Raw genomic sequence first — 12,244 nt, forward strand, 5'->3', positions numbered from 1 at the left:
CCGAGGCCGGTGCGCGCTGGCCGCTGCGAAATCAGGGCGCTGTCGGCAGCTTGGCATGTTGCAGCGCATGTTCAATGAGCTTTTCCACGGCCCGGCTGCCCGGTACGGTCGAGTGCACCAGTGCGATGCCCACATGAAAGCCGGGCGGGTTGTCCAGCAAGGGCAGGCATTTCACGCCGCGTGGCTGAACAAGGTGCGATACGCCTGCCACCAGTCCCACGCCCAGGCCGGAAGCCACCAGGCTCATGATGGTTTGCACCTGCATGGCCTCCTGGGCGATGCGGGGGGTGAAGCCCGATTGCTGGCAGCGTAGCTTGGCCAGCGCGGCGAGACTGGGTACCGTGTCCTGCGGATACATCACAAAGGGCTCGTGAGCCGCCTCGGACAGAGCGATGGCATCGCGCTGCGCCAGGGGACTGCTGTCCGAGACGGCCAGCACGAACTCGTCCTGATCCAGCGGCGTGAGTTCAATACCTTCGTCAAGCTCCAGAACGGGGTAGCGAAGCAGGCCGGCATCAAAGCGCCGGGTCGTCAGCCCTTCCAGGATTTCGGCACTGGTCGCTTCATAGAACTCCAGTCCCACCTTGGGGTAGCGGTCGCGAAACGATGGGATCAGGCGCGGCAGCAGTTCGTAGGTGGCCGAGCCGACAAAGCCCAGCCGTATCAGGCCGCCCACGCCTTCCCTGGTATCGCGCACAGCCTGGCGACATTGCTCGGCATGAAACAGGGTGGCACGAGCGCTCTCCAGCATGGCCTTGCCGGCAGGCGTCAGCACGACGCCGGTGCTGGTGCGATCGAACAGGGCGCTGCCCAGCTCCTCCTCCAGCTTGCGAATCGAGATGGACAGCGGCGGCTGAGCCATATGCAACTGCTCTGCGGCACGGTGGAAGTTGCCGGTCTCGGCCAGAGCGATGAACTGGTTCAGTTGCTTCAGGTTCATTGATATTCAATGGATATCAGAAATGAAATTTTTAATATTAGACATTAATTTTGCGCCTGCCTAAAGTGAGCTCACAAGAAAAACACGGCAGCAATTCCGTATCAGGAGACAAACTTGAAGCAAGCACGCAGATACCTGCTGGCGGCCTTGCTGGGCTACGGCCTGCTCGGCGCCGGCATGCCCTCCATGGCTCAGGTCCAGGCCTTCCCTTCCAAGCCGATCAAGCTCATCGTGCCCTTTGGTCCGGGCAGCGGCACCGACACCTCGGCACGCTATTTCGGGCGCAAGCTTCAGGAGCTCACAGGCCAGCCCGTGGTCGTGGAAAACAAGGCCGGAGCCAATGGCTTCATCGCCGTCAAGCAGGTGCTGTCGGCGCCCGCAGATGGCTATACCGTGTTCATTGGCAGCAATTCAACGCTGGCGGTGAATGCGGCGCTGTTCAGGCATCTGCCCTACGATCCCTTAACGGACTTTGCGCCGCTGACCATGATGATGCGCTCGCCGGCCATGTTGGCCGTCGCGCCCCAAGCGGCCTACTCCGACCTGAAGGGCCTGATCAGCCATGCCAGGGCCAACCCGGGGAAGGTGAATTTCGGGGCCGGCTCGGCAGGCTATCAGCTGATGGGCGAGCTGCTCAACGACACTGCCAGGATCGAAACCGTGCATGTCCCGTTCAAGGGCGCAGGGGAGACCACCACGGCCGTCGCTTCAGGGACGGTGGACTACACCTTCGCGGAAGTCACGGCAGTGCAGGAACTGGCCCGGGGAGGGCGCGTCAAGATCCTGGCGGTGGCCTCCGACAAGCGCGTGAGCACCTCCCCCGAGATACCCACGGCCACCGAGGCCGGCCTGCCGGGATTCGAGGCCTACACCTGGGTGGGTGCCATGGTGAGCGCCAAGACACCAGCCGCCGAGACTGCCAGGCTCGCCGAGCTTTTCACCGCCATCTCGAAGATGGATGAAACCCGTGCCTTCTACGAGCGCCTGGGGGCCATTCCCATGACCGGCGGCCCGGCACAGATGCATGAATTTCAGAAGAACGAAATCGCGCTGTGGAAGCGCATCGTCGTCAAGGCCAAGGTTCCGCTGCAATGAAAGCCAATGACAGCCGGCCGGCACAGGCGCTGCAGCACATCAAGGTGCTCGATCTTTCGCGGGTATTGGCGGGCCCGTGGGCTGCACAGACCCTGGGTGATCTGGGCGCCGAGGTGATCAAGGTGGAAAGACCCGGCAGCGGTGACGACACGCGTGCCTGGGGCCCGCCCTATGTGGCCGACCCCGAAGGCCTGCCGACGGGGGAGTCGGCCTACTATATGTGCACCAACCGCAACAAGCAGTCGATTTCCGTGGACTTCACCCGCGGCGAAGGCCAGGAGATCGTGCGTCAGCTGGCGGCCCGATGCGATGTGCTGATCGAGAACTTCAAGACTGGCGGTCTGGCGCAGTACGGGCTTGATTACGCGAGCCTCAGTGCCCTGAATCCCCGCCTTGTCTACTGCTCGGTAACGGGCTTTGGTCAGGACGGCCCCTATGCGCATCGTGCGGGTTATGACTTTCTGATCCAGGGCATGGGAGGGCTGATGAGTATTTCGGGCCATGCCGATGGCCAGCCTGGAGGCGGCCCCATGAAGGTTGGCGTGGCGCTGACCGACATCCTCACCGGGCTATATGCCAGCACGGCAATTCTGGCGGCCCTGCAGGCCCGCGAGCATACGGGGCGCGGCCAGCACATAGATCTGGCTTTGCTCGATGTCGGCGTGGCCTGTCTGGCCAACCAGAGCATGAACTATCTGTACGGGGATCAGGTGCCTCAGCGCATGGGCAACGCGCATCCGAACACGGTGCCCTACCAGGAGTTCCCGACCGAAGACGGCCACATGATCCTGGCCGTGGGCAATGACGGCCAGTTTGCCCGCTTCTGCCAGGCGGCAGGCAGGAGCGAATGGGCCGAGGACGAGCGCTTTCGGAGCAATGCGGCGCGGCTGGCCCATAGAGCCGAGCTGGTGGAAATGATCCGCCGCGTGACGCTCACGCGAAGTACCAAGGCCTGGGTGCAGCTGCTGGAGCAGCACGCCGTACCTTGCGGTCCCATCAACACGGTGCGGGAGGTTTTTGAGGATCCGCAGGTCAGGGCCCGTGGCATGCAGATCGCCATGACACACCCCAAGGCGGGCCAGGTGCCGTTGGTCGCCAGCCCCATCCGTTTGTCGGACACACCGGTGACGTACCGCCATGCACCGCCTCAGCTGGGCCAGCACACACAAGAGCTGCTGGAGCGCCATCTGAGTCTGTCTGCTCAGCAAATGCAGGTCTATCGGGACAGCGGAGTATTGGGATGAGCAGCCAGGAATCAATGAAGCACACGCGCAATGCGGGTCAGGACGAAGCCCTGGGGGCATTGTCAGGGGTGCGGGTGCTGGACCTTTCCAGCGTGATTTTCGGCCCCATGGCCAGCCAGGTGCTGGCCGACTACGGCGCCGAGGTGATCAAGATTGAGCCGCCGGAGGGCGACTCCACGCGCCACACCGGCCCGGCACTGGAGCCTGGCATGGCGGCCATGTTCATGGGCTCCAACCGCAGCAAGAAAAGTGTGGTGCTGGACCTCAAGCAAGAGCAGGCGCAAGCCGCGCTGCATGCGCTGTTGCAGGGCGCCGATGTGCTCATGCACAGCATGCGCCCGCAAAAGCTGGCCAGGCTCGGGCTTGATCCGGACAGTCTGCGCAAGCAATACCCGCGCCTCATCTATGTGGGCCTGCACGGTTTTGGCGAAGACGGCCCCTATGCCGGGCAGCCTGCATATGACGACGTGATCCAGGGCATGAGTGGCCTGGCCGATCTCATGCAGCGCCAGACGGGCGAGGCCCGCTATCTGCCCACGATTGCGGCCGACAAGACCTGCGCTCTGGTGGCCGCGCATGCGGTGCTGGCGGCGCTCTACCAGCGCGAACGCAGGGGCGAGGGCTGCTATGTGGAAGTGCCCATGTACGAAACCATGGCGGGCTTCAACCTGGTGGAACATTTCTACGGCATGCATTTCACACCCGCACAGAGTGGCGCGGGCTATCCGCGCGTGATGGCGCCCTGGCGCAAGCCCTACAGGACGCTGGACGGCCATGTCTGCCTGATGCCCTACACCGATGCGCACTGGCGCCGTTTCTTTGCGGCCGTCGGTCAGCCCGACCTGGCACAGGACCAGCGCTTTGCCACCCAGGCGATGCGCACCCGCCACATCGCCGAGCTGCTGGAGACGATGAGCGGCTACGTGGCGCAAAAGGACACAGCCTATTGGCTGGCCAGCTGCGAACAGCTGGAGATTCCGGCAGCCCCAGTGACACGTATGGACGATCTGCCCCATGACCCGCACTTGCAAGCCACCGGTTTTTTTGTCGAGAAGAAAGATGCAGCGATGGGGGTTGTGAAATTTCCGCGTTCGTCCGTGCGCATCAACGGCACCCAGCCACCCATAGGCATGCCCCCACGCCTGGGCGAGCACACACAGGCATTGCTGCGCGAGGCCGGCTGGGACGACGCGCGCATTGCGGCCTTGCAGTCGAAGGACTGCTGAACAAACAGCATGAAGCGGAGACAGAATGAGCGTGAGCAATTTGATTTCATCCACTGAAAACCGTGCCGCGGCGCTGGCAGACACGCCGCGCATGGGCCAGGGTTTTGTCTGGCAGGACCTGCGGGTAGGCCAGCAACTGCGCACCTTTCGCCGTACGGTGACCGAGACCGACCTGGTCAACTTCATCAACACCACGGGCATGCTCGAGGCGATCTTCATCGAGGACGGCTATGACGGCGGTGCCATTCAGGGCCGTCCGGTGCCGGGCGCGCTCACCTATACCTTGATCGAAGGCTTCATCCTGCAAAGCATGATCCAGGGCACGGGCCTGGCCATGCTTGAGCTGCACCAGAAGATTCTGGCTCCCGTGGTGGTGGGAGACACCATTGAGGCGCTTGTCGAGGTGATCGGCATCAAGCCAACAAGCAAAGGCGGTCGCGCAGTGGTGAGTTCGCGGATCGAGGTCTACAACCAGCGTCGCCAGCAGGTGATGGTCTATACCGCCGTGCGCCTGCTGGCCGGCCGTGGAGCTTAGGTCCGCGCTGCTGCGCAGCCGTTGCACCGGTGCGCACTTTCCAGTGTGCCGAGATGAGAAAACTACAGGAGACACAAGATGAGTTATCGATTTTCACGTCGGTCCTCGCTGCTCGCCGTTGCCGCGCCGGCCGTTGCCGCGCTGGCCGTGTGCGGTGCGGTGCAGGCGCAGGACAACTGGCCCAGCAAGCCGATCACGCTGATCGTCCCTTTCCCGCCCGGCGGTCCCACGGACATGGTGGCAAGGGTGCTGGCGCAGCAGGTAGGCCAGCAACTGGGTCAGTCGGTCATCGTGGACAACCGGCCTGGTGCCAACGGCAACATCGGCAATGCGCTGGTGGCCAAGGCGCCGGCCGACGGCTACACCGTGCTCTACAACACCTCCTCGATTGCACTGAGCCCCTCGCTCTACAAAAAGCAGAGCTATGACGTGAGCCGGGACCTGCGCCCCGTGGCCTTGACGGCGGTGGTGCCGCTGGGGCTTGTCGTCAATCCCAAGCTGCCTGTCAACACCGTGCAGGAGCTTGTGAAGTACGCCCAGGACCACAAAGGCAAGCTCTCCTACGGCTCGGCGGGCAACGGCAATGTCACGCACCTGGCGGCTTTTCAGGTGGTGCAGCACTACAACATGGATGCAAGTCATGTGCCTTACAAAGGCAGCGCCCCTGCCGACGTGGACCTGGTGGCTGGCCAGATCGATTTCATGACCGACACCATCAATTCGGTGGCGCCTTTCATCAAGGACGGCAGGCTCCGGCTGCTGGCCGTCAGCACGGCCGGACGGATTCCCAATTTCCCCAAGGCGCCTACGCTGGCCGAAAGCGGCATGACCGGGTTCGAGGCCGGTGCCTGGCAAGGCGTGATGGTGCCCGCCAAAACGCCCGATGCGATCGTGGAGCGCCTGAATGCCGAGCTGATGAAGGCCCTCAGGAACCCCGGGGTGCTGGAGAAGCTGCGCGTGCAGGGCACCGAGCCGCTGGGATCCACGCCCAAGGCCTACGGCGAATACATACAGAGCGAAATCAAGCGCTGGGCAGGCGTTGTCAAAAGCACGGGCGTGTCCCTGGACTGAGAGAAAGCAAGACGATGACCATTCTCGATGGACTGAGCCTGACAGGCATCCCGCCGGAAGGCGAGGCACTGCGCGCCGAGGTGCGTGCTTTTCTGCAGGACGCAGTCAAAGACATTCCTGCGCATGTCCGCGCCAAATCCTGGAGCGGATATGACCCGGTCCTCAGCCGCAAGCTGGGGGAAAAGGGCTGGATCGGCATGACCTTGCCCAAGGCTTATGGTGGAGGCGAGCGCAGTGCATTCGCCCGCTATGTGCTGGTGGAGGAATGCCTGAACTTCGGTGCGCCGGTGGGTTCGCACTGGATTGCCGATCGTCAGAGTGCGCCGCTGATCCTCAAATACGGTACGGAAGCACAAAAGCAGTTCTACATTCCCAAAGTCTGTCGTGGCGAGGTGTTTTTCTGTATCGGTATGAGCGAGCCCAATGCCGGATCGGATCTGGCAAGTGTGAGGACTAGAGCGCTTCCCAACGAGCAGGGTTTCTTGCTCAATGGCCAGAAGATCTGGACTACCAACGCGCATCACTGTCAGTACATGATTGCCCTGGTGCGAACCTCCGGCAGTGCCGAGGACCGCCACAAGGGCTTGTCGCAAGTCATCGTGGACCTAACATTGCCCGGTGTCACGGTGCGCCCCATCCAGGATCTATCGGGTGACAGCCATTTCTGCGAGGTTTTTTTCGAGAATGTGCAGCTGTCTGCCGATGCGCTGATCGGCGCCGAAGGACAGGGATGGGAACAGGTGACCGCCGAACTCGCTTTCGAGCGCAGCGGCCCGGAGCGGCTGTTCTCCAGCATCGTGCTGTTCGATCAATGGCTGCAGTATGCACGCACGCCGCAGGGTCGCACCGAATCGGGCATTCGGCTTGCGGGCAAGGTGCTGACGCAACTGGCACCGCTGCGCGCGATGTCGGTATCCGTGCAGCAGAAACTGACCCAGGGAGCAAGTCCTGTCGTCGAAGCCGCGCTGGTCAAGGAGCTGGGCACGACACTGGAGCAGATGATCCCGGCGGCCATTGCCGAAGAGCTGTTTGCCCGGCCGGCCGAGGATGTACCGGTGGAGCTGCTGCTGACGCTCAAGTACGTCACCGAAGCTTCTCCCTCGTTTTCCTTGCGCGGTGGCACGCGTGACATTCTGCGCGGCATGATCGCCCGTGGCCTGGGTTTGCGCTGATCGGAGACAAGTTCATGAGCAATAACGATTTGTTTGCAGATGCCGCGCGCAAGGTGCTGGCAGACTGGTGCACCCCTCAGGTGATTCGCGAGATCGAGAGCGCCGATAGCCGCTCAGCGGCTGTCGGCCGACTATGGCAGCAGCTGGAGGAAACCGGCTTGGCCGATGCCTTGCTGGCCGAAGAAGAGGGCGGTGCCGGTCTGGGTTTGAGCGAGATATTTGGCGTGCTCGAGCAATGTGGAGCTCACGCCCTGCCTCTGCCTCTGGGAGAGACCATGCTGGCACGGGCCATGCTGGCGCAGGCGGATATGGCTTGCCCGGCCGGCAGCATTGCGCTGGCGCAGGGTACGGTGCAGGCCGATGGAGGTTTGCATTGCGCGCTGGTGCGAGGCGGGCAAGTAGCGGACTCGGTGCTCGTTCAATTGCCAGAAGAAGCCGGGGTCTGGTATCTGCTGAGCGTGTCTCAGGCTGGCCTTGTGCCGCACGCTCTGGTGCTTGACGCCTCGTTGACCTGGGCGCCCGAGCAGTTGCGGGCCGCCAGCGTCATCCGGCCCGGGCCGCAATTCGATGCCCGGAGCCTGCAGGCCACCGTGGTGGCCGCGCAGATGGCGGGGGCCATGCGTGACGTGTTCCAGCGCAGCTTGCAATATGCGAACGAGCGTCAGCAGTTTGGGCGTGCTATCGGGAAGTTTCAGGCGATCCAGCATCAGCTGGCAGTCATGAGCGAGCATGTTTTTGCCGCCCGCATGGCGGCTCAGCTCGGTTGCAGCGGTGACGGCATCGTGCCTGACAGATTACGTGTGGCCGTCGCCAAGGCTCGCTGCAGCGAGGCGGCTTTGGTGGTCACCGAGCTTGCGCATGCGATTCATGGCGCGATTGGCTTCACCGAAGAATATGACTTGCAGCTGTTCACCCGCAGATTGCATGCATGGCGCCTGACAGCCGGCAGCGAAGCCTATTGGCAGGTACTGGCAGGGCAGGCCCTGATGTCGCACGAGGGCATGACACTGGATCTGATCCGACAGATCACCGATGTCGAGGCCCTGGCTTGAAGCAACTCAACAATTACGGAGACCATGAAACATGGCATTTCTGAACATTGAACGCGATGGCGGTATCTTGACCGTCACCATGAATCAGCCGGAGACACGCAATGCGCTGACCGGCAATACGGCGGTTGCGGAGTTCGTGCAGCTCTGTGCAGATGTGCGCCTGGACGCCAGCGTGAAGGTCCTGATCCTGACCGGCGCCGGCTCTATCTTCAGCTCCGGCGGCAATGTCAAGGACATGAGGCGCTATTTCGATGATGCACTCACTCCCGACATGATTCGCGAGGAATACCGTCAGGGAATTCAGCAAATTCCGAATGCCCTCTACCAGCTGGATGTTCCCGTGATCTGCGCCGTCAACGGCCCGGCCATCGGAGCGGGTCTGGATCTGAGCTGCATGTGCGATATCCGGATTGCGTCGGAGAATGCCACTTTTGCGGAGAGCTTTGTCCGTGTGGGCATTGTTCCCGGTGATGGCGGGGCCTGGTTGCTGCCGCGTGTGGTGGGGATGTCAAAGGCCAGCGAAATGGCTTTTACGGGAGAGGCGATCAGCGCAGGCCAGGCATTGGCCTGTGGCCTGGTGAGCCAGGTCGTGTCCCCGGATGAACTGCTGCCGGCCGCCAGGGCATTGGCGCGCAAGATTGCCGCCAATCCGGGCGGGGTGATGCGCATGACCAAGCGTCTGCTGCGCGAGGGCCAGAATGCCACGCTGGCTTCACTGCTGGAAATATCGGCCGGCTATCAGGCTATTGCCCATAAAACGGCAGATCATCGTGAAGCCGTGACGGCCTTTGTCGAGAAGCGGGCTCCTCGCTTCTCATGATCCCGCAGGCTTGCGTAGCCAGACCAGGTAACAAAGACAAGCAAGGGCGCATTTTGCGCCCTTGCTTGTTTTGGCTAAGGCAGCAGCACCTTGCTTGCTGCGTTGATGCTTCAGGTCGGCCAATCCTGTGACGTAATCCCTGGATAATACCGATTACATCATGTTGCGATTTGCCGTAGGCGAATGGCGCGGCAAGCAGCTCGGCCGGGTTGGCCCATTTCACATCAAGAAATGGCCGCTTTGCGGGCCATGTATTTTTCTTAGAAATGGATGAAAGCGATGAGATTGACCAAGCTGAACATTGGTGCTCGATTGGGCCTGGGGTTCGCAGTGGTGTTGGCGTTTGCCGTGGTGATCACGGTTATCGGCATCTGGCAGCTGCACTCGGTGGGCAAGGCCACGCAGCAGATGATGCAGGAGCCGCTGACCAAGGAGCGCCTGATCAGCGACTGGAACAGCAATGTCAGCGTGGCCGTGGCTCGCACCACGGCCATCGCCAAGAGCAGCGACGCAAGTCTGGTGCAGTTTCTGGCAGCGGACGCGGCCGCCACTACCAAGAGCACAGGCAATGTGCTCAAGCAGATCGAGCCCCTGATCTCCGAGCCTGCGGAGCGCGAGATCATGGACAGGATCATGCAGGTGCGCAAGACCTATCTCGCCAGCCGCGACAAGGTCAGCCAGCTCAAGGCCGACGGCATGGCTGAAGAGGCGGAGTCCACGCTGATCAACAGCTATGTACCGGCCGCCCAGAGCTATCTGAAGCTGCTCGGAGAACTGCTGAGTCTGCAGCGCGCCAGCCTCGACGCCAAGGCGGCAGAAGTGGAGCAGATCGAGAGCAGCAGCAAGACGTATTTTCTGGTTCTGGCCTTGCTGGCTCTGGCCATCGGCACCGTCAGCGCCTGGCGTCTGACGCAAGGCATCACCGCTCCGCTCAAGCATGCGGTCGGTGTGGCCCGCCGCGTGGCCGATGGTGATCTGACGGCCCAGATCCATGTGAACAGCAGCGATGAGACCGGGCAGCTCATGCAGGCCTTGCACGATATGAACACCAGTCTGGATAGGCTGGTGGGGCAGGTGCGTCAGGGCACGGACAGCATTGCGACGGCATCCGGCCAGATTGCGGCGGGCAACCATGATCTGTCTGCGCGCACGGAAGAGCAGGCCAGTTCCCTGCAGCAGACGGCCGCATCCATGGAGCAGCTGACTTCCACCGTCAAGCAAAATGCCGATAACGCCAGTCAGGCCAATCAGCTGGCGTTGTCGGCCTCCGATGTGGCCGTCAAGGGCGGTATGGTGGTGTCTCAGGTGGTGGAGACCATGGGGGCCATCAGCCACTCATCGCGCAAGATTTCCGACATCATCGGCGTGATCGACAGCATTGCCTTCCAGACCAATATCCTGGCGCTGAACGCTGCCGTGGAAGCGGCCCGTGCCGGAGAACAAGGCCGTGGCTTTGCTGTCGTGGCATCGGAAGTGCGCTCTCTGGCCGGTCGCAGCGCTGAAGCAGCCAAGGAAATCAAGCTGCTGATCCAGGCGTCGGTGACCAAGGTGGAAGAGGGCAGTGCGCAGGTCAGTCAGGCAGGTCAGACCATGGATGAAATCGTCAGCAGCGTTCAGCGCGTGACGGACATCATGGGCGAGATCACTGCGGCCAGCCATGAGCAGACCAGCGGCATCGAGCAGATCAATCGTGCCGTGGCCGAGATGGATCTGGTGACACAGCAGAATGCGGCCCTGGTGGAAGAGTCCACGGCTGCCGCCCAATCCATGCAGCAGCAGACCAGTGATCTGTCGCGGATGGTCAGTGTCTTCCGCCTCAAGAGCGTGTGATTTTGCAGAGCGACTGGGACCGAAGCTGAAAGGCTTGCCTGCGGCAGTGCAGGAGGCTGTATGCCTTCTGGCTGCCGCCGATCGCTGGCATTCAAATAAATGGCTGGAACAATCCAGCACCATCTTGCCTTAAAGCATTCTGGACAGGTCTATTGAACATTTCAGGCCGGCTGCTGCTGGGTAGTGCAGTGGATGCCGCCACCGCCTGCTGCGATTGCGTCAATATTGAGTTGCACGATGTCGCGTCCAGGAAATTGCTCACGCAGGATCGCTTTTGTGTTGCGATCGGCTTGCGCATGACCAAACTCAGGGCATAGCACCGCGCCATTGCATACATAAAAGTTGATATAGCCTGCAGCAAAGTCCTTGTTCTCATACTGCGGCCGAACATGGTCAGGCCCTGGCATGGTCACAACCTTTAATGGAAGACCACGCACATCCGTGGCTTTGCGCAGGATTTCGAGATGGCGACGTGTGACCGCATGCTCAGGCGAGGACGAATCGCTTTCATAGCCAGCCACCACCACACCGGGCGCGCAGAAGCGGGCATAAAAGTCGGTATGGCCATCGGTGATGTCTTGACCTGCAATACCTGGCAACCAGATGACTTTCTCGATGCCCAGCACTCGGCGTAGCTCTTTTTCGCATTGCGCCTTGCCTACGCCAGGGTTGCGGTTGGCGTTGAGCACGCAGCTTTCCGTAATGATGGCCGTGCCGCGGCCATCGACTTCGATGCCTCCACCTTCCAGCACCAGCGAGCTTTCAAGAACGGGAACTCCCGCGCGCCCGGCGACGAAGCCGGCGACCAGCGCATCGTCCTCGTAGTCCTGCTTCTCACCCCAGCCATTGAAATTGAAGTTCGCACCGGCTAACGCTCCGCCGGCCCCTTTCACAAAGACCGGTCCTGTGTCGCGCATCCAGAGGTCGTCGATGGGCTGCACCACCAGCTTGACCTTGTTGCCGCACAACCGCGCCGCAAGGTCGTAGTCTTCTTCGTTGACCAGCATGTGAACGGGTTCAACACTGGCAATCGCTTGTGCAATGCGTGCCAGGTTTGCCTGCGCGCCCGATTTCAGACGTTTTCCCCACACGTCGTCATTGGCGCCAAAGGCCATCCAGGTGGCAGCATGGCGCTCCCCTTCGTCGGGCATGCGCCAGCGACCGGCCGCTAGAGCTGGCAATCCATGCATGCCAGCAGCTGTACCTGCTGTCAGGCCGAGAGCGGCATTCAGGAAATGTCGTCGTTGCATATGGCCCCC

The 12,244-nt window shown here is 61.8% G+C and carries 11 protein-coding genes; 9 read left to right on the forward strand and 2 right to left on the reverse strand.

From position 1 onward, the window contains the following. Window positions 1-31: 31 nt before the first annotated feature. Window positions 32-940, reverse strand: coding sequence for a LysR substrate-binding domain-containing protein (locus DJFAAGMI_RS05030; RefSeq protein WP_211456174.1), 909 nt, complete (start codon window positions 938-940; stop codon window positions 32-34). Between the two features lie 114 nt (window positions 941-1,054). Between DJFAAGMI_RS05030 and DJFAAGMI_RS05035 the strand changes: the two genes are divergently transcribed. The 9 genes from DJFAAGMI_RS05035 (at window position 1,055) to DJFAAGMI_RS05075 (ending at window position 10,985) form a co-directional block, all read left to right on the forward strand. After that, window positions 1,055-2,035, forward strand: coding sequence for a Bug family tripartite tricarboxylate transporter substrate binding protein (locus tag DJFAAGMI_RS05035; protein ID WP_211456175.1), 981 nt, complete (start codon window positions 1,055-1,057; stop codon window positions 2,033-2,035). Beyond that, the gene (locus tag DJFAAGMI_RS05040; protein WP_211456176.1) at window positions 2,032-3,279 is read left to right on the forward strand and encodes a CaiB/BaiF CoA transferase family protein; all 1,248 of its coding nucleotides are present in this window, start codon (window positions 2,032-2,034) and stop codon (window positions 3,277-3,279) included. Before DJFAAGMI_RS05035 ends, DJFAAGMI_RS05040 begins: the two co-directional genes overlap by 4 nt. Then, complete coding sequence (locus DJFAAGMI_RS05045) at window positions 3,276-4,505, forward strand: CaiB/BaiF CoA transferase family protein (protein WP_211456177.1); 1,230 nt, start codon at window positions 3,276-3,278, stop codon at window positions 4,503-4,505. The genes DJFAAGMI_RS05040 and DJFAAGMI_RS05045 overlap by 4 nt, the downstream gene beginning before the upstream one ends. 25 nt (window positions 4,506-4,530) lie before the next feature. Next, a complete protein-coding gene (locus DJFAAGMI_RS05050) occupies window positions 4,531-5,040 on the forward strand; it encodes a MaoC family dehydratase (protein WP_211456178.1) in 510 nt (169 codons plus the stop codon). Window positions 5,041-5,118: 78 nt separating this feature from the next. Further along, window positions 5,119-6,111, forward strand: a complete 993-nt coding sequence (locus tag DJFAAGMI_RS05055; RefSeq protein ID WP_211456179.1) for a Bug family tripartite tricarboxylate transporter substrate binding protein — start codon at window positions 5,119-5,121, stop codon at window positions 6,109-6,111. A gap of 14 nt (window positions 6,112-6,125) precedes the next feature. Continuing rightward, window positions 6,126-7,283: an acyl-CoA dehydrogenase family protein gene (locus DJFAAGMI_RS05060; RefSeq protein ID WP_211456180.1), complete on the forward strand. Its 1,158-nt coding sequence runs from the start codon at window positions 6,126-6,128 to the stop codon at window positions 7,281-7,283. A gap of 14 nt (window positions 7,284-7,297) precedes the next feature. Beyond that, the gene (locus DJFAAGMI_RS05065; protein ID WP_211456181.1) at window positions 7,298-8,335 is read left to right on the forward strand and encodes an acyl-CoA dehydrogenase family protein; all 1,038 of its coding nucleotides are present in this window, start codon (window positions 7,298-7,300) and stop codon (window positions 8,333-8,335) included. A 31-nt stretch (window positions 8,336-8,366) separates the two neighbouring features. Beyond that, window positions 8,367-9,155, forward strand: a complete 789-nt coding sequence (locus DJFAAGMI_RS05070) for a crotonase/enoyl-CoA hydratase family protein (RefSeq protein WP_211456182.1) — start codon at window positions 8,367-8,369, stop codon at window positions 9,153-9,155. A 279-nt stretch (window positions 9,156-9,434) separates the two neighbouring features. Then, window positions 9,435-10,985 carry a methyl-accepting chemotaxis protein gene (locus DJFAAGMI_RS05075; RefSeq protein ID WP_211456183.1) on the forward strand — a complete coding sequence of 517 codons (1,551 nt, stop codon included), beginning with the start codon at window positions 9,435-9,437 and terminating at the stop codon, window positions 10,983-10,985. Between the two features lie 161 nt (window positions 10,986-11,146). On the opposite strand, the gene DJFAAGMI_RS05080 is transcribed toward DJFAAGMI_RS05075, so the two are convergent. Continuing rightward, window positions 11,147-12,235: an agmatine deiminase family protein gene (locus DJFAAGMI_RS05080; RefSeq protein ID WP_211456184.1), complete on the reverse strand. Its 1,089-nt coding sequence runs from the start codon at window positions 12,233-12,235 to the stop codon at window positions 11,147-11,149. Window positions 12,236-12,244 lie beyond the last annotated feature (9 nt).

The sequence above is a fragment of the Comamonas brasiliensis genome (assembly GCF_018292285.1).
GTDB lineage: Bacteria > Pseudomonadota > Gammaproteobacteria > Burkholderiales > Burkholderiaceae_C > Comamonas > Comamonas brasiliensis.

Bases quoted from the DNA above. Each gene is read 5' to 3' on its own strand.
- DJFAAGMI_RS05030 (WP_211456174.1), bottom strand. From the start codon at position 940: ATGAACCTGAAGCAACTGAACCAGTTCATCGCTCTGGCCGAGACCGGC.
- DJFAAGMI_RS05040 (WP_211456176.1), top strand. From the start codon at position 2,032: ATGAAAGCCAATGACAGCCGGCCGGCACAGGCGCTGCAGCACATCAAG.
- DJFAAGMI_RS05045 (WP_211456177.1), top strand. From the start codon at position 3,276: ATGAGCAGCCAGGAATCAATGAAGCACACGCGCAATGCGGGTCAGGAC.
- DJFAAGMI_RS05050 (WP_211456178.1), top strand. From the start codon at position 4,531: ATGAGCGTGAGCAATTTGATTTCATCCACTGAAAACCGTGCCGCGGCG.
- DJFAAGMI_RS05055 (WP_211456179.1), top strand. From the start codon at position 5,119: ATGAGTTATCGATTTTCACGTCGGTCCTCGCTGCTCGCCGTTGCCGCG.
- DJFAAGMI_RS05060 (WP_211456180.1), top strand. From the start codon at position 6,126: ATGACCATTCTCGATGGACTGAGCCTGACAGGCATCCCGCCGGAAGGC.
- DJFAAGMI_RS05065 (WP_211456181.1), top strand. From the start codon at position 7,298: ATGAGCAATAACGATTTGTTTGCAGATGCCGCGCGCAAGGTGCTGGCA.
- DJFAAGMI_RS05070 (WP_211456182.1), top strand. From the start codon at position 8,367: ATGGCATTTCTGAACATTGAACGCGATGGCGGTATCTTGACCGTCACC.
- DJFAAGMI_RS05075 (WP_211456183.1), top strand. From the start codon at position 9,435: ATGAGATTGACCAAGCTGAACATTGGTGCTCGATTGGGCCTGGGGTTC.
- DJFAAGMI_RS05080 (WP_211456184.1), bottom strand. From the start codon at position 12,235: ATGCAACGACGACATTTCCTGAATGCCGCTCTCGGCCTGACAGCAGGT.